Raw genomic sequence first — 15,698 nt, 5'->3', positions numbered from 1 at the left:
GGCCGGTAGGCGGCGCGCGCACGCCGCCGGGGCGTGTCGGGGCGGCTCCGGGCCGTTGTCAGAACAGTTCGACGTCGTCGTTAGCCACCTTGGCCGCGAGGTGGCCATTGGCCACCAGGTCGTCATAGAAGCAGACCTGGTTGCGGCCATGCTCCTTGGCGTAATAGAGCGCCTGGTCGGCCTGGCCCAGGATTTCGACGGGAGAGCCTTTGGTGGTGCTGACAAAGCCCAGGCTCACCGTGACCCGGCCCACCTGCGGGAAGTGGTACTCCTGCACCGCCAGCCGGAAGCGGTTGAACACCTTGTGGGCCGTGCCAAGTGTGGTGGAGCGCAGCAGCACCACGAACTCCTCGCCGCCAAAGCGGAAGATGCGGTCGTGGCTGCGGAAGGAGCTGCGCAGGATGTTGGCGATCAGGATCAGCACTTCATCGCCGTACAGGTGCCCGAAGCGGTCATTCACCTGCTTGAAGTGGTCGATGTCCACCACCGCCAGCCATTGCTGCACGGTTTCCTGTTCGTTGGCGGCGGTGCCGTCATCGGCAAGAAAGGACTCATTCGCGGCACTTGCGCGGCTGGCCAGCCCGCTCAGCGTGTGCCGCGAGAACTGCTCGTCGAAGGTCTTGCGGTTGAACAGGCCGGTGAGCGCATCGCGCTCGCTGTAGTCCAGCAGGCTCTGGTAGTTCTGGTACACCTGGAACACGCCCATGAGCACATCCAGCTTGTGGGCCGAAAAGGGGCGCGACTGCGTGATCTCCAGGCAGGTGCTGACCTTTTCGTGCATCCACACCGGCAGCCACAGCACGTAGCGGCCCTTGCGGGGCGATGCCAGGGCGCTTTCGCCATGGGTTTCCACGCAGCCACGCAGCGCAGGGTAGTTGTCCAGCGGCTCGCGGCGGGGGTCAGCGGCGGGTTCCGAGTCGGTCGAGACCAGTTGGCCGTTGTCCACCCAGGTGCGGGGGCGCACATGGGGCACGCCCCCATGGGTGAACAACTCCAGCGCCCGGACCTCGATGATGCTGCTGAGCTTTTGCAGCGTGGACAGCACCGACACCTCCAGCCGCAGGTGGTCGCGGTGGCCAGTCATCTCCACCAGGTTTTGCAGGATGGGTTTCATGGGCGGTGTGTGGCGGGCCGGTCGGGGCATGGGGTGGGTCTAGTTGCGGCGCACGAACACCACGTCCCACACCCCATGTCCAAGCCGCAGGCCGCGGTTTTCAAACTTGGTCAGGGGGCGGTAGTCGGGTTGCGGTGCAAAGCCGGCGGCGGAGTTCTGGAGCAGGGGCTCGGCGCTCAGCACCTGCAGCATCTGCTCGGCGTAGGGTTGCCAGTCGGTGGCGCAATGCAGGTAGCCACCGGGCTTGAGGCGGGCGGCCAGCTTGGCCACCAGCGGGGGCTGGATCAGGCGGCGCTTGTTGTGCTTTTTCTTGTGCCAGGGGTCGGGGAAGAAGATGTGCACGCCATCCAGGCTGCCTGCGGGCAGCATGTGGTCGATGACCTCGACCGCGTCGTGCTGCAGGATGCGGATGTTGGTCAGGCCCTGCTCGCCGATGCGCTTGAGCAGCGCGCCCACGCCGGGCTCGTGCACTTCGCAGCACAGGAAGTTGTCATCCGGGCGCACACGGGCAATGTGGGCTGTGGCCTCGCCCATGCCAAAGCCGATTTCGAGCACCAGGGGGGCACTGCGGGCAAAGGCCGTGGCTGCGTCCAGCGGGGCCGGGGCATAGGGCAGAACGAAACGGGGGCCGAAGTCTTCAAAAGCCTTGGCCTGGCCGGTGGTGGTGCGGCCGGCACGGCGCACAAAGCTCTTGATGGTCTTGGGGTGGGTCACGCCTGCGGGCGCTGCACCGGGGGCGGAAGGAGCGGCAGCGGGCGCTGCACTCGGGGGGGCGGAAGCAAGGGTCGGTTCAATCACGGTGAGCCATTGTAGTGACGTCGCCACGCCACCACCCACTGTGCCAGCGCGTCACCGAGGCTATTGTTGTGTGGATGTTCCAGTGCCGGCAGGCCCAGTGCCCGGGCGGCCTGCGACAGGGCTTGTAGCGGGTCGGCCAGGTCCAGCGCACGGGCGCCGTTCTGCTTGGAGAGCTTCTCGCCGTTGTCGCCACACACCAGCGGGGTGTGCAGGTACCGGGGCGTGGGCACGCCCAGGGCTTGCTGCAGCCGGATCTGGCGCGGGGTGTTGTCCGCCAGGTCCTCGCCGCGCACCACGTCGCTGATGCCCTGGTCCGCATCGTCCACCACCACGGCCAACTGGTAGGCCCAGAGCCCGTCGGCACGGTGCAGGACAAAGTCGCCCACGGTGCGGGCCACATCCTGCTGCTGCGGGCCCAGGCGGCGGTCGCTCCAGTGCTGGAGGGTGTTTGCTATTGAATTGGTAGCTGCTTGGGCGCTTCTGTCGGGCGCCAGGGCCTGCTTTTGCTTGAAATCCGTGGCGTTGAAGCGCCAGGAGCGCCCGGTGCGGCCCTGCAGCCCGTGGCGGCAGGTGCCGGGGTAGGGCAGCGCGGCGTGGCGTTCGCGCGCGTGGCCGAGGGCCGCCTGGGCGTCCTCGATGTCTTTGCGCGAGCAGGCACAGGGGTAGGCGTGGCCCTGGGCCACCAACTGGTCCAGCGCCCGCTGGTAGTGTGCTGAACGTGCAGACTGCCACTCGGGCGGGGCGTCGGGCACCAGGCCGCAGGTGGCGAGCTGCTGCAGGATGAACCGGTCGGTGCCCGGCATGCAGCGGGGGGTGTCCACGTCTTCGATGCGCACCAGCCACCGGCCACCATGGGCCCGCGCGTCCAGCCAACTGGCGAGGGCCGCGACCAGCGAGCCGGCGTGCAGCGGGCCGGTGGGCGAGGGGGCAAAGCGGCCGATGTAGCGAGCGGCCCCAGGGGCCGCGCCCTCCGTCATGCAACCGCGAGTGCCAGCTCCAGGCCCGACACGAAGGCGTCTTCCACGCGGTGCCCCAGGCACCAGTCGCCGCAGGCGCCCAGGCCCATGGCGGTGTCCCACAGGTGGCTCTTGCCCAGGGGGTGGGTGGTCTGCGCATAGCGCCAGCGGCGCGTGTCGGCATGGGCGGGGGTGGCGCGGATGCCGGTGACTTCGGCAAAGGCCTTGAGGAGCTTGGCCTGCACGCGGGCTTCGTCGTCTTCGAGGTGCTCGGCCGACCAGGCGGGGCTGGCCTGCACCGTCCAGCGCTCGACCACATTGCGGCCGGGCTTGGACGATTCGCGTGCCAGCCAGGCGATGCGGTGGTGGGTGCTGCGCGCTGCGTTCCACTGCGGGCCCAGCGTGGTCAGCCCGGGGCGCACGGCCTGTGGGTAGGCCAGCATCAGCGTCCAGCAGGGGGCAATGGCCACCTTGGAGAGGGCGTCGGTCAGGGGCGTGTCCACCGCCGAGTTGGCCAGCAGCGCCTGCGCGGGCACGGCGGGCTGGGCCAGCAGCACGGCATCAAAACCGGCATAGACATGCTGGCTGCCGCCGGGGCCTTCGGTGCGCAGCTGCCAGCCTGGGGCGTTCAGGGGGTCGGGCTCGATGCGCGTGACGCGGGTGTCGGTAAGGAGCTGGCCGGCCTGGCGCAGCGGTTCGGCCCAGGTGCTCACCAGGGCCTGCATGCCGGGGCTGGCCACCCAGTGCGCTTCGCGGTGGGGCAGACCGTTGGCGGTCACGCGGCCTGCGGCGTCCAGCACCTGCACGGAGTTGGCGCTCCAGCGCTTGCAGATGCCGGGCACGGTGTCGATCGCGCGGGCAAAGCGCGGGTCGCGCACGGTGAAGTACTGGGCGCCGGCATCAAAGTTGCCGAAAGGGGTGTCGATGGTGGCGGTGCGGCCACCGGCCTCTGGGGATTTCTCGAACACCGTCACGCGGTGCCCGGCCTGTACCAGCGTGCGGGCGCAGGCAATGCCCGCCATGCCGGCGCCGATGATGGCGAAGTGGCGCTGGGGTTTGCCGGAGAACGTGACGGGGGGCGCCACGGGGGCGGTGGTCGGGGCGCTGGTGCGTCGGAGCCGTTTGGCGGGGAGAGGGTCGGGGGTGCTCATGGAAGGCCTTTCGGTGACGGTCGGCGGATGAAATGCAGTGCAGAACCAACGGTGACCACTCTACACGTGCGGCCGGGGGAGCGGCGCTTGATCGGGATCAGAAATGATGGTGGTTTTCCAGCAGAGCGCGGCGTGTGGCGGGGCTTTGCAGCTGGTTCAGCCACCACTGCAGCGCGCGGCCGGGCGCGGTGAAGCCCGGGCCGCCCCAGGCGTAGTGCACGCGCACGTTGCGCTCGGGCCGGGCCACGCGGCGCGCCACCAGGCGGCCGGCCTCCAGGTAGGGGCGCACCATGGGTTCGGGCAGAAAGCCGCCGCCCAGGCCGCGCAGCTGCACTTGCACCTTGGCCTGCATGGTGTCCACCGTGAGCACGTCCTGCCCGCCCAGCAGGCCCATGGTGGCGCCGCCGCGCGTGGCCGAATCGGCCACGGCCACGGCGCGGTGCTCCAGCAGGGTGGCGTCGGAGATGGGCTCGGGCGCGGTGGCCAGCGGGTGGTGGGGCGCCACCACGTAGATGAACAGCACATCGCCCAGCAAGGCCTGCTGCAGGCCCGCCACGTTGGAGGCCGCCACCGAGACGCCAATCGCCAGGTCGGCGCGGCCCGAGGTCAGCGCCTCCAGCGTGCCGGTCATGATGCCGTCGCGCAGCTTCAGGCGCGTGGGCGGCTGCATGGCATAGAACGCGTCCACCAGCTCCAGCATGGTGTGGGGCGAGATGATGCCGTCGATGGACAGCGTGAGCTGTGGCTCCCAGCCCGTGGCCACGCGGCGCACGCGGTGGGCCACGGCGTCGATGTCCTGCAGCAGGCGGGCGCCTTCGCGCAGCAGCTCCACCCCGGCTTCGGTGGGGCGGGCCTGGCGCGCGCTGCGGTCGAACAGCAGCACGTCGAGCGCGTCTTCGATCTGGCGCACGCGGTAAGTGAGGGCACTGGGCACCAGGCCCAGTTGCCGTGCGGCGGCGGCAAAGCTGCCCGCCTCGGCAATCACCTGCAGCATGGTCAGCGCATCGGGGGTGAGGACATCGCGGGCGTTTTGCATGGTGGCGCCATGTTAATTCAGATTATTTGAATAATCCCATCAATCCATCTGCCCCTGCTGGCGGGCCTGCAGTCCTACAGTCGAGTCTTGAAAGGAGCACTCACATGCTGACTGTTCGTAAATCGCAAGACCGGGGCCACGCCGACCATGGCTGGCTCCATTCCTTCCACAGCTTCTCGTTTGCCGGGTACTACGACCCCGCCCACATGGGCTTTGGCAACCTGCGTGTCATCAACGAAGACCGCATCGCGCCGGGCACCGGGTTTGGCACCCATGGCCACCGCGACATGGAGATCATCAGCTACGTGCTGTCGGGCGAACTGGCCCACAAGGACAGCATGGGCAACATCAAAGGCATCCCGCCCGGCGATGTGCAGCGCATGAGCGCGGGCACCGGCGTGCAGCACAGCGAGTTCAACCACGCAGAAGGTCAGACTACGCACTTTTTGCAGATCTGGATCGAGCCCAATGTGCGGGGCATCCCGCCCAGCTACGAGCAAAAGACCTTTGCCGAGGCCGAAAAGCGCGGTGCGCTGCGCCTGGTGGCCTCGCCCGATGGCGCCCGGGGCTCGGTCAAGATCCACGCCGATGCGGCGCTGTATGCCGGCTTGCTCGACGGCGAAGAGTCTGTCACGCTGGTCCTGAACACGGCACGCAAGACCTACGTGCACCTGGTGCGCGGCACGCTGAATGCCAACGGGCAGGCCCTGTCGGGCGGCGATGCCCTGCTGCTGGAAAACGAAACCACCTTGTCGTTGACCGAGGGCCACGACGCCGAGGTGCTGGTGTTTGACCTGGCCGCCTGACCGTTTGTTTGATTGATTGCTTCTCAACCCCTTTCACTCAGGAGTTCTTCACCATGTTCACAGCCCTGCAAAACCCCCTGGCCCTCGCATCGCGCCTGCTGCTGGCCGCCCTGTTCCTGCCTGCGGGCATTGGCAAGCTCACCGGCTTTGCCGGCACGGTGGGCTACATCAGTTCGGTGGGCCTGCCCCTGCCCACGGTGGCTGCAGCCGTCGCGGCGGCCGTGGAGGTGCTGGGCGGCCTGGCGCTCATCTTCGGCATCGGCACGCGGTTTGCCGCCCTGGCGCTGGCCTTCTTCACGCTGGTGGCCAGCTTCTTCTTCCACGCCTACTGGAACCTGCCCGCCGACAAGCAAATGATGCAGCAGCTCATGTTCTTCAAGAACGTGGGCGTGACCGGAGGCCTGCTGGCCCTGGCGGCCTTTGGTGCTGGTGGCTGGAGCCTGGACGCGCGCCGCTCGGACCGCTGAACCGCCCCGGAAAAGGGCCTGCTGGCTGCAGGGCCGCAGTTTCTGGCATTCAATCCGTTTCTTGTCGTTTTTTCTCCCTCGTTCGTTCACCCATCGTTTCAACAGGAGTTCTCTCATGGCACACATTGCAGTTGTTTACCACTCGGGCTACGGCCACACGCAACGCCTGGCACAGGCCGTGGCCGAGGGCGCGGGCGCCCAACTGGTCGCCATCGATGCCGAAGGCAACCTGCCCGAAGGCGGCTGGGAGACCCTGGCGGGCGCCAGCGCCATCATCTTCGGCACACCCACCTACATGGCCGGCCCGAGCTGGCAGTTCAAGAAGTTTGCCGATGCCTCGTCCAAGCCCTGGTTCAGCCAGGCCTGGAAGAACAAGCTGTTTGCGGGTTTCACCAACAGCGCCAGCACCAACGGCGACAAGCAGATCACGCTGGACTACCTGTTCCACCTGGCCATGCAGCACGGCGGCGTGTGGGTGGGCACGGGCATGATGCCCGCCAACTCCAAGGCCGCCACGCGCAATGACGTGAACTGGATGGGCACGTTCAGCGGCGCGATGTCGCAGTCGCCGTCGGACGCCTCGGCCGCCGAGATGTTCCCTGGCGACCTGGAAACTGGCAAGCAGTTCGGCCGGCGCGTTGCCGACATGGCGGCCCGGTTGGGCGGCTGAAGCTGGTAGGCTGGCGGCGTTGTTGTTGTCCAGCCTTCCAGGAGTTGCCCCATGAATCACCATCTTCTCCCTGCATCTGCCATCGGCGCCGTGGGGGTGTTGTCATGAGTGCGTCCCTGCGTCTGTCAGGCCACGCCAAGGACCTGGGTGGTGGTTTCACGGTGCGGCGCCTGTTGCCCGCCATGCAGCGCCAGGCGGTGGGGCCTTTTCTGTTCTTTGACCACTTCGGCCCGGTGACGGTGGAGCCCGATGCGGGCCACGATGTGCGGCCCCATCCCCACATCGGCCTGGCCACGGTCACTTACCTGTTCTCGGGCGCCATCATGCACCGCGACAGCCTGGGCTATGTGCAGCAGATCGAGCCCGGGGCCATCAACTGGATGACGGCGGGGCGTGGCATCGTGCACTCCGAGCGCCGCCCGGAAAACCTGGCGAACCAGGCCTATGTGAACCATGGCATTCAGCTGTGGGCCGCGCTGCCGCTGGCCCACGAAGAAGCCGAGCCCAGCTTTGTGCACACGCCGGCTGCAGCCATCCCCGAGGTGAAGGTGGGGGCGGCCACCGTGCGGGTGTTGATTGGCGAGGCGTTTGGCCAAGCCTCGCCGGTCGCCACCTACTCCCGCACGCTGTACCTGGATGTGCAGTTGCCCGCCGGTGCCACGCTGGAGATCCCTGCGCTGGTGCCCGAGATGGCGGTATATGCCGTGGATGCGCCGGTCCGTCTCAACGGCGACACGGTGGCGGCACAGGTCCTGGCGGTGGTGGAGGCAGGCCAGCCCATGCAGCTTGCGGCGGGCGACAGCGCCGTGCGGTTGATGGTGGTGGGCGGCGAAGCGCTGGATGCGCCGCGCCACATGTGGTGGAACTTTGTCTCCAGCCGCAAGGAGCGCATCGTGCAGGCCGCTGCGGACTGGGACGCCCAGGCCTTGGGCCGGGTGCCGGGCGAGGTGGAGTGGATTCCGCTGCCGGAGCACCGGTTCAAGACTTGACGGAAGGCGCTGGCGGCTGACGCTGCAGACGCACCCAGGCTTCGCCGTAGGGCGGGCTGGGGATGTGACTTCTTATTCAGACCAGATTGGGCTCTGGGGCAAGGTGGCAGAGCGCAAGTAGCTCACTTATCCATAGCATTGTCGCCGTGGGGTTTCACCGCTTCGGTGGCCAGGCCGGTGTCCAGCACCCTGCGCTCATCGAACACAAAGCAGCCGCCGTGGTAGTGCGCGCCGTCCGTCAGCTCAAAGTACTTCAGAATGCCGCCCTCCAGCTGGTAGACATGCGACAGGCCTTCCTCGCGCATGAGAATGGCGGCCTTCTCGCAGCGGATGCCCCCGGTGCAGAAGCTCACCACGGTCTTGTCCTGCAGCTCGGCCTTGTGGGCGCGCAGGGCGGGCGGAAACTCGGTGAACTTGTCGATGCGCCAGTCGATGGCATTGTCGAAGGTGCCCGCATCCACCTCGAAGGCGTTGCGGGTGTCGAGTGTGACCACCGCGCGGCCTTCATCGTCTTGCCCCTGTGCCAGCCAGCGGTGCAGCGTGGCCGGGTCCACCGACGGCGCGCGGCCTTCGGCGGGCCGGATGGTGGGGTGGTCCATGCGGATGATCTCGCGCTTGACCTTGACCAGCATCTTGCGAAACGGCACCGTGGCCGACCAGCTCTCCTTGGGCTCCAGGTCGGCGAAGCGGGCGTCGGTGCGCAGTTGCCCGACAAACCCCCGTACGGTATCGGCCGGGCCGGCCAGAAAGAAGTTGATGCCTTCCTCGGCCAGCAGGATGGTGCCCTTGAGCTGTGCGGCCACCGCGCGTTCGTGCAGCACCTCGCGCAGCGCGGCGGCATCGGGCAGCTGCACGAACTTGTAGCAGGAGATGTTGAGGACGGTGTGGGTGGTGTTGGCGGTGTTCACGGCAGTAAAAATGCACAAAGGCCCGCTGGCGGGCCTGTGGGGTCACAGTGGCCATGGCCGCGCACCGGGCACCACCATGTGGGGCACGCGCGGGCCATGCCCGGCGCGCTCAGTTCAGCGCAGGTCAGGCTGCGGGCGACAGCAGCGTGGTCTCTATCTTGTTGGCCAGCTGGGCAATGGCCAGGGCTGCCGGGCAGCCGGGGGTTTGCAGCAGCAGCAGCTGGCGGCGCATCACGGCATCGCGCACCGACGGGTCGGCCGGGATGTCGCCCATGTGGATCAGGCGCATGGGGCGGCCGGACTCGGTGCTCACAAAGCGGTCGAGCACCTGCTGCAGCTGGCTGGTGATGGCACGGCCATCGCCCGGGCGCGCCGCCTGGTTGATGACCATGCGCACATGCTGGCGCTTTTGCTGCATGGCCAGCACCTTGATGGCGGCGTAGGCGTCGGTCAGCGAGGTGGGCTCGGGCGTGGCCACGATCAGCACCTCGGAGGCCAGGGACACCGAGAACAGCACAACGTCGGAGATGCCCGCGCCCGTGTCGAGCAGCACCACGTCGTAGCGCGGGGTGAGCGCCTGGATCACGCTCAGGAACTGGTTGCGCACCTCGGGGGTGAGGCGCGAATACTCCACCATGCCGGAGCCGGCCAGCAGCACGTCGAAACCACCGGGGGCGGTGATCACGGCATCGTCCAGCGCGGCCTTGCCGGTGAACACGTCGTGCAGCGTGATCTTGGGGTGCAGGTTCAGCACCACGTCGAGGTTGGCCAGGCCCAGGTCGGCGTCCAGCACCAGCACACGCTGGCCGCGGCGGGTGAGGGCGGCCGCGAGGTTGGCCGACACAAAGGTCTTGCCCACGCCGCCCTTGCCGCTGGTGACCGCAATGATGCGGGCGCCTTGCGGGGCGGGGGCCGTGGGGGTGGCGGGGCCGGCAGGGGCTGCAGGCGTGGTAGGTTGAGGGGTCAGCGCGTCGCTCATCATCTAACTTTCAGTAGGCGCTGCCTGTGGGGTTGGGGTCCAGCGGGGGCAGGTCGCCCCAACCCGAGGGGGTGTAGAGCGGGCCAAACAACAGGCTTTTCTCTTCGGCACTGACGGTGCTGTCGGGTTGCTCCTCGATGCTGACGCGGTTGCGGCCGGCCGACTTGGCCTGGTAAAGCTGGTGGTCGGCCCGGTCGGTCCACAGCAGGGTGGTGGAGCGGATCCACTGCATGGCAAAAGCGCCACCAACGCTCACCGAGACATTCAGCTCCACCCCGGGCGAGATCCGGATGGGCGTGTTGGCCACGGCCCGGCGGATGCGCTCGGCCACCACGCGGCCAAACGCGGCCTGGCAGGCGGGCAGCACCACGGCAAACTCCTCGCCGCCGTAGCGGGCCAGGGTGTCCATGGGGCGCACGCAGGCGCTGAGCGTGCGCGCCACCGACTGCAGCACCACATCGCCCGCCAGGTGGCCGTGGGTGTCGTTCACCTTCTTGAAGTGGTCGATGTCGAGCATGAGCAGCAGGGCGGCTTCGCCCGAGCGGGTCACGCGGTCGATCTCGCGCTCGAGCACGGCGCGGAAATGCCTGCGGTTGGCCAGGCCGGTGAGGGGGTCTTTGAGGGACAGCTCGCACAGACCGTCAATCAGGCCTTGCAAGTAACGCGAAGGGGCTTCGCGGTGCAACGCTGCTTCGCTGCCGCCGGCCTGAGCCACCAGCGCGTGAGCAGTATCCAGGCGTAGTTCGCGCAGATCTACCAGATGAGAGGCCGCAGAGTCAGACACAAATGGAGCAAAGAGAGTTGGGAACGTGTTTGCAATCTCGCACAGCCTCTGGAAGATTCAGCAAACACGTTCTGGAAGTGTACCAGCGCCTCAAAGGCTGGAGGGCCGGCAGGCGGGTATAGCTAACCCTCATCCCGCCCTGGGAATGGGCTCTGGCAGCTGCTGCAGCGCCATCAGTGCTTCGGCGTCGGTGCGGTACATGGCCAGGCCTGCGCGGGGCTCCAGCAGCCCGGCCTGCCGCAGCACCTGTTCTGCGGGCAGCTTCAGGCCACTCAGGTGCAGGGTTCCGCCCCGGGACTGTAGGAGGACCAGCAACTGGGCGAAGGTCTCCACCCCGGTCACATCGATGCGGTTGATGGGCTGGGCCAGCAGGCACAGGTGCACCACGTCGGGGTGCTGGGCCAGGTGCTCGGCCACGCGCCGCTCCAGTGCGCTGGCCGAGGCGAAGTCCAGCTCCGCGTCCATGCGCAGCGCCAGCAAGCGGGGGGCCAGCGGGGGCAGGTGCCACAGGTGGCGGTCGCGCAGGCTGCCGTCCGGGTGCAGGCCCACCTCGATGATGCGCGGGTGCAGCCGCTGGTAGAGGAAGTGGCTCAGGTTGATCAGCAGCCCCACCAGCACGCCCCAGTACATGCGCGGCGCCGTGGCCAGCGTGAGGGCAAAGGTGATGCCGCTGATGATGGCCTCGACCCGCGACACCCGCCACAGCCGCAGCAGCGTGCCGGGTTTGATCAGGCTGGTCACGGCTGTGACCACCACCGCCGCCAGCACCGATTGCGGCACGTGGTAAAGCGCGGGGGTGAGCCACAGCAGCACCACCAGGACCAGGCTCAGCGCAAACAGCGTGGCCCAGCCGCTCTTGGCGCCGGCATACAGGTTGATGGCCGAGCGTGAGAACGAGGCGCTGGTGGCAAAGCTGCCGCACAGGCCACTGCTGATCTTGGCCAGGCCCTGGCCGATCAGGTCCTGGTTCTCGTTCCATTGTTCGCCGGAGCGCTGGCTCTCGACCTTGGCGCTGGAGGCGGTCTCTAGAAAGCTCACCAGCGTGACCACCAGCACGGGCATCACCAGGGCGGAAAAGCTGGACCAGGGCAGGGCGCCCGGCCAGTAGGGGGCGGGCAGGCCCGAGGGCAGGGCGCCCACCACCGCACCACCGGCGTCGGCATAGCCCAGGGCCCAGCTCAGTGCGCCCGCGGCCCCCACGATCACGATGGCGGCCGGGAAGTTGGGCCGCCAGCGGCGCGCCAGCATCAGCAGCGCCAGGCTGCCCAGCCCGAAGGCGGCTGCCGTCAGATCGAACAGGCCGGGCGATGGCGTGGTCAACAGGGTGCTCCAGTCCGCCGCCCGCAGGCCGGTGAGCGCGCGCAGCTGCGAGCCCAGGATCAGCAGCGCCGCCGCCTGCGTGAAGCCGCTGAGCACGGGCGAGGTGACCAGGTTGAGCAGCCAGCCAAAGCGCGCCACCCCCATCACCAGTTGCAGCAGGCCCGAGAGCATGGCCATCCACGCCGCCATGGCCACCCACTGGGCGCTGCCGGGCTCGGCCAGGCCGGTGAGCGAGGCGCCAATCAGCAAGCTGGTGAGTGCCGTGGGCCCCACGCCCAGGCGGGTAGATGCGCTGAACAGCACGGCGATCAGCGCCGGGATCAGCGAGGCGTAGATGCCCGTGACCAGCGGCATGCCTGCGAGCGCGGCATAGGCCACGCCCTGGGGCACCAGCATCAGGCCCACGGTCATGCCGGCCCAGAACTCGCCCTTGAGCAGGTGGCGGTCGGGGCGGGGCCATGTGAGAAACGGAAACCAGCGGGTCAGCGAGGGCGGCATCATGGCCCGATTGTCGCGTGTCAAGGCGGCTACCGCGCACCAGGTATGCGGCGGCCGGCGTGTCCCGGGCGGCGCGCTACCATGGCCGGCATGAAAGACCACGACTCCGATCTCGCCACCCGCCTCGTCCACCACGACTACCTGCCGCCCGCCGGGTTCGAGGCCCCCCAGCCCGGGGTCTACAAGGCGTCCACCGTCATCTTCCCCAACGTGGCGGCCATGCGCTCGCGCGAGTGGAAGGACAAGAGCGGCTACACCTACGGTCTGCATGGCACGCCCACCACGTTTGTGCTGGAAGAGCGCCTGTGCACACTGGAGGGCGGCCTGCAGTGCGTGCTGGTGCCCAGCGGCCTGGCCGCCATCGCCAATGTGGGGCTGGCCCTGCTCAAGCCCGGCGATGAGGTGCTGATCCCGGACAACGCCTACGGCCCTGGCAAGGACTTCGCCAACGGCGAACTCGCCCGTTTTGGCATCACCCATGCGTTTTATGACCCGTTGGACCCAGCCGACCTGGCCGCCCGCATCACGCCCGCGACCCGGCTGGTGTGGCTGGAGGCCCCGGGCTCGGTGAGCATGGAGTTCCCCGACCTGTGCGAGCAGGTGCGCATCTGCCGCGCACGCGGCGTGACCACGGCGCTGGACAACACCTGGGGCGCGGGCCTGGCGTTTGCGCCGTTTGACCTGCTGGGCGATGGCACCCTGGGGGTCGATATTTCTGCCCATGCGCTCACCAAGTACCCCAGTGGCGGCGGCGACGTGCTCATGGGCAGCGTCATCACGCGCGACCTGGGGCTGCACATGAAGATCAAGCTCACCCACATGCGGCTGGGCCTGGGCGTGGGGGTGAACGATGTCGAGGCGGTGCTGCGCGCGCTGCCCAGCATTGGCCTGCGCTACCGCGCCCACGACGACGCCGCTCGCCAGTTGGCGCGCTGGTTGCAGCAGCAGCCAGCCATCGCCCAGGTGCTGCACCCTGCGCTCGACGGATCACCCGGCCACGCGCACTGGAAGGCACTGTGTGGCGCGGTGCAGGGCGGGCAGGGCGCAGCGGCGGGCCTGTTCAGCGTGATGATCGACGCGCGCTATTCGCAGCAGCAGGTGGATGCGTTCTGCGACGGCCTGCGCCTGTTCAAGCTGGGCTACAGCTGGGGCGGCCCCATGAGCCTGGTGGTGCCCTACCACATCGCCAGCATGCGCAGCCGTCCGGCACCGCACCTGAAGCCGGGCACGCTGGTGCGTTTTTCCATCGGGCTGGAAGCGGTGGAGGACCTGCGGCGCGATCTGCAACAGGCCATGGTGCGCGCCTTCCCCGCAGCCTGAGCTGGGATTCGGGGCCGCAGCCCGGCGGTCGAGACCGGCGGGCTACGGGCTTTCCTCAGTGGCGCCGCCGCAGCTGCGGGCTTAGTGTGGCGGCATGACCGTGACATCTTCCAAGCCCGCACCGGACGCACTCAGCGCACCAGATCCGTCGGAATCCCAACACGCCGAGGCCATTGCAGACCGCGTGAAGGCCCAGACCAACCAGCCCGTGCAGCTGCAGCCGCTGCGTTTGGCCGACCCGTTCCGGTGGCTGCTGCGCGGCCTCGCGGATGTGCGCGCCGCGCCGGGCATTGCGGTGTTCTGCGGCATGTGCTTCTGGGGCATGGCCGTGGTGCTGGGCTGGGTGTTCCGCACCCGGCCGGAGTACACCATGTCGCTGGCCAGCGGCTGCCTGCTGCTGGGGCCTTTTCTGGCCATGGGGCTGTACGACACCAGCCGCCGGCGCGAGGCGGGCCTGAAGCCTGAGCTGAGCGAGTCGCTCACCTGCTGGGACAGCCACATGGGCAGCATGGGCATGCTGGTGCTGGTGCTGGTGGTGCTGGAGCTGCTTTGGGGCCGGGCCTCGCTGGTGGTGTTCGCGGTGTTCTTCAACACCGGCATGCCATCCACCACGGGCGTGCTGCAGGCGGTGTTCAACCCGCAGAACTGGGGCTTTGTGGCCGTGTACGCCGTGGTGGGCGGCGTGTTTGCCGCGCTGGTGTTCTCCACCTCCGTGGTGTCCATCCCCATGATCCTGGACCGCGACACCGATGCGCTCACGGCCGGTATCACCAGCATGCGGGTGGTGCTGGAGAACCCGCTCGTCATGCTGCTGTGGGGCGCGCTCATCACCACCATCGTCGCGGTCTCGCTCTGGTTCTGGGGCGTGGGGCTGTTGCTGGCGGGCCCGGTGCTGGGCTTTGCGAGCTGGCACGCCTACCGCGCATCCGTCGTGCCGCTGGGGCCTGGGGCCGCGTGAGGGGCATGTGCATGCTGTTACAGTGGACCTCTACTTCAGGAAGCAACTACCTTGGCAACACCTAACTACGGATACGAAAAGCGCCAGCGCGAACTCGCCAAAAAACAGAAAAAAGAAGAGAAGCTGAGGGCCAAGGCGCACCGCAGGCCGGATGAGCCGCAGGGGGACCAGCCCGCTGACGATCAGCCCGCCAGTGACGCTGCCGCCCCCAGCCAGCCTGCGGGCCCTGCCAGCGCCTGATCCCTGGGCCTGGCGTCAGCGCAGCAGCTTTTTCAGTTCCGGCCACACATTGGCCAGCATCTGCGGATGCGCCTCGGCGCGCGGGTGGATGCGGTCAGGCTGGAACAGGCGGGTCGGGTCCGGCCCATCCGCCACCCCTTTCAGCAGAAAGGGCACCACGGCCGCCTTCTGGGTCTGCGCCACGGTGGCAAACAAACCTGCAAACTTGTTCGCGTAGTCGGTGCCGTAGTTGGGCGGCACCTGCATCCCCACCAGCAAGACCTTGGCCCCGGCCTTCTGGGCGGCCTGGGTCATCCAGGTCAGATTCTCTTCGGTGTTCTTGAGCGGCAGGCCGCGCAGGGCATCGTTGCCGCCCAGCTCGATCACCACATGCGTGGGCTTGTGCTGGGCCAGCAGGGCCGCCAGGCGCGAGCGGCCGCCCGAGGTGGTCTCGCCGCTCACGCTGGCGTTGACCACGGTGGCATTGAGCTTGTCTTGTACCAACTGTTTTTCCAGCAGCGCAACCCAGCCGGAGCCCCGTGCCAGGCCATATTCGGCGCTGAGCGAGTCGCCCAGCACCAGCAGCAGGGGCGCACGCGCGGGCTGTGCCGGGGCCTTGGCCTGGGCCAAGGCGGTGGGGGCGCAAAGCCCCACCAGCGCGCCGGTGGCTGCGCTCACGATAAAGTGGCGCCGACGTAGGTATCGAATCAAAGCAAAAATCCTTT

At 68.1% G+C, this 15,698-nt stretch carries 17 protein-coding genes; 7 read left to right on the top strand and 10 right to left on the bottom strand.

What is annotated here, in order from left to right:
- Positions 1-58 precede the first annotated feature (58 nt).
- From DBV10_RS14045 to DBV10_RS14025, 5 genes are all read right to left on the bottom strand, one after another.
- Positions 59-1,114, bottom strand: coding sequence for a GGDEF domain-containing protein (locus DBV10_RS14045; RefSeq protein ID WP_124514238.1), 1,056 nt, complete (start codon positions 1,112-1,114; stop codon positions 59-61).
- A 39-nt stretch (positions 1,115-1,153) separates the two neighbouring features.
- Complete coding sequence (trmB, locus tag DBV10_RS14040) at positions 1,154-1,912, bottom strand: tRNA (guanosine(46)-N7)-methyltransferase TrmB (RefSeq protein ID WP_124514237.1); 759 nt, start codon at positions 1,910-1,912, stop codon at positions 1,154-1,156.
- On the bottom strand, positions 1,909-2,889 hold the full coding sequence (gene gluQRS, locus DBV10_RS14035) for a tRNA glutamyl-Q(34) synthetase GluQRS (RefSeq protein ID WP_124514236.1): 981 nt from the start codon (positions 2,887-2,889) through the stop codon (positions 1,909-1,911). The genes trmB and gluQRS overlap by 4 nt, the downstream gene beginning before the upstream one ends.
- On the bottom strand, positions 2,886-4,019 hold the full coding sequence (locus tag DBV10_RS14030) for an NAD(P)/FAD-dependent oxidoreductase (protein ID WP_124514235.1): 1,134 nt from the start codon (positions 4,017-4,019) through the stop codon (positions 2,886-2,888). The genes gluQRS and DBV10_RS14030 overlap by 4 nt, the downstream gene beginning before the upstream one ends.
- Before the next feature lie 97 nt (positions 4,020-4,116).
- A complete protein-coding gene (locus DBV10_RS14025; protein WP_124514234.1) occupies positions 4,117-5,055 on the bottom strand; it encodes a LysR family transcriptional regulator in 939 nt (312 codons plus the stop codon).
- 104 nt (positions 5,056-5,159) lie between these two features.
- On the opposite strand from DBV10_RS14025, the gene DBV10_RS14020 reads away from it, so the two are divergent.
- The 4 genes from DBV10_RS14020 (at position 5,160) to DBV10_RS14005 (ending at position 7,987) form a co-directional block, all read left to right on the top strand.
- Positions 5,160-5,861, top strand: coding sequence for a pirin family protein (locus DBV10_RS14020; protein ID WP_124514233.1), 702 nt, complete (start codon positions 5,160-5,162; stop codon positions 5,859-5,861).
- A gap of 53 nt (positions 5,862-5,914) precedes the next feature.
- Positions 5,915-6,328 carry a DoxX family protein gene (locus DBV10_RS14015; RefSeq protein WP_124514232.1) on the top strand — a complete coding sequence of 138 codons (414 nt, stop codon included), beginning with the start codon at positions 5,915-5,917 and terminating at the stop codon, positions 6,326-6,328.
- Between the two features lie 115 nt (positions 6,329-6,443).
- Positions 6,444-6,998: a flavodoxin family protein gene (locus DBV10_RS14010; protein WP_124514231.1), complete on the top strand. Its 555-nt coding sequence runs from the start codon at positions 6,444-6,446 to the stop codon at positions 6,996-6,998.
- 104 nt (positions 6,999-7,102) lie between these two features.
- Complete coding sequence (locus tag DBV10_RS14005) at positions 7,103-7,987, top strand: pirin family protein (RefSeq protein WP_124514230.1); 885 nt, start codon at positions 7,103-7,105, stop codon at positions 7,985-7,987.
- Between the two features lie 122 nt (positions 7,988-8,109).
- Here the strand turns inward: DBV10_RS14005 and DBV10_RS14000 are convergent, their stop codons facing one another.
- From DBV10_RS14000 to DBV10_RS13985, 4 genes are all read right to left on the bottom strand, one after another.
- Positions 8,110-8,895: a sulfurtransferase gene (locus DBV10_RS14000; RefSeq protein WP_124514229.1), complete on the bottom strand. Its 786-nt coding sequence runs from the start codon at positions 8,893-8,895 to the stop codon at positions 8,110-8,112.
- A gap of 124 nt (positions 8,896-9,019) precedes the next feature.
- Positions 9,020-9,874 (bottom strand): MinD/ParA family protein, encoded by an 855-nt coding sequence (locus DBV10_RS13995; protein WP_124514228.1) that lies wholly within the window; start codon positions 9,872-9,874, stop codon positions 9,020-9,022.
- Positions 9,875-9,884: 10 nt separating this feature from the next.
- Positions 9,885-10,658, bottom strand: a complete 774-nt coding sequence (locus DBV10_RS13990) for a GGDEF domain-containing protein (protein WP_124514227.1) — start codon at positions 10,656-10,658, stop codon at positions 9,885-9,887.
- Between the two features lie 129 nt (positions 10,659-10,787).
- Complete coding sequence (locus DBV10_RS13985; RefSeq protein ID WP_124514226.1) at positions 10,788-12,479, bottom strand: SulP family inorganic anion transporter; 1,692 nt, start codon at positions 12,477-12,479, stop codon at positions 10,788-10,790.
- Between the two features lie 78 nt (positions 12,480-12,557).
- On the opposite strand from DBV10_RS13985, the gene DBV10_RS13980 reads away from it, so the two are divergent.
- The 3 genes from DBV10_RS13980 (at position 12,558) to DBV10_RS23155 (ending at position 14,994) form a co-directional block, all read left to right on the top strand.
- Positions 12,558-13,796, top strand: coding sequence for a PLP-dependent transferase (locus tag DBV10_RS13980; protein ID WP_124514225.1), 1,239 nt, complete (start codon positions 12,558-12,560; stop codon positions 13,794-13,796).
- A gap of 94 nt (positions 13,797-13,890) precedes the next feature.
- Positions 13,891-14,754, top strand: coding sequence for a DUF2189 domain-containing protein (locus DBV10_RS13975; protein WP_233589923.1), 864 nt, complete (start codon positions 13,891-13,893; stop codon positions 14,752-14,754).
- A gap of 51 nt (positions 14,755-14,805) precedes the next feature.
- Positions 14,806-14,994, top strand: a complete 189-nt coding sequence (locus tag DBV10_RS23155; protein WP_124514224.1) for a hypothetical protein — start codon at positions 14,806-14,808, stop codon at positions 14,992-14,994.
- Positions 14,995-15,009: 15 nt separating this feature from the next.
- On the opposite strand, the gene DBV10_RS13965 is transcribed toward DBV10_RS23155, so the two are convergent.
- On the bottom strand, positions 15,010-15,684 hold the full coding sequence (locus tag DBV10_RS13965; protein WP_124514223.1) for an arylesterase: 675 nt from the start codon (positions 15,682-15,684) through the stop codon (positions 15,010-15,012).
- Positions 15,685-15,698: the final 14 nt, after the last annotated feature.

The sequence above is a fragment of the Acidovorax sp. FJL06 genome, assembly GCF_003852545.1.
Taxonomy (GTDB): domain Bacteria; phylum Pseudomonadota; class Gammaproteobacteria; order Burkholderiales; family Burkholderiaceae_C; genus Acidovorax.
Note: the sequence above shows the minus strand (reverse complement) of the source record. Positions and strands in the feature narration are given on the sequence as shown.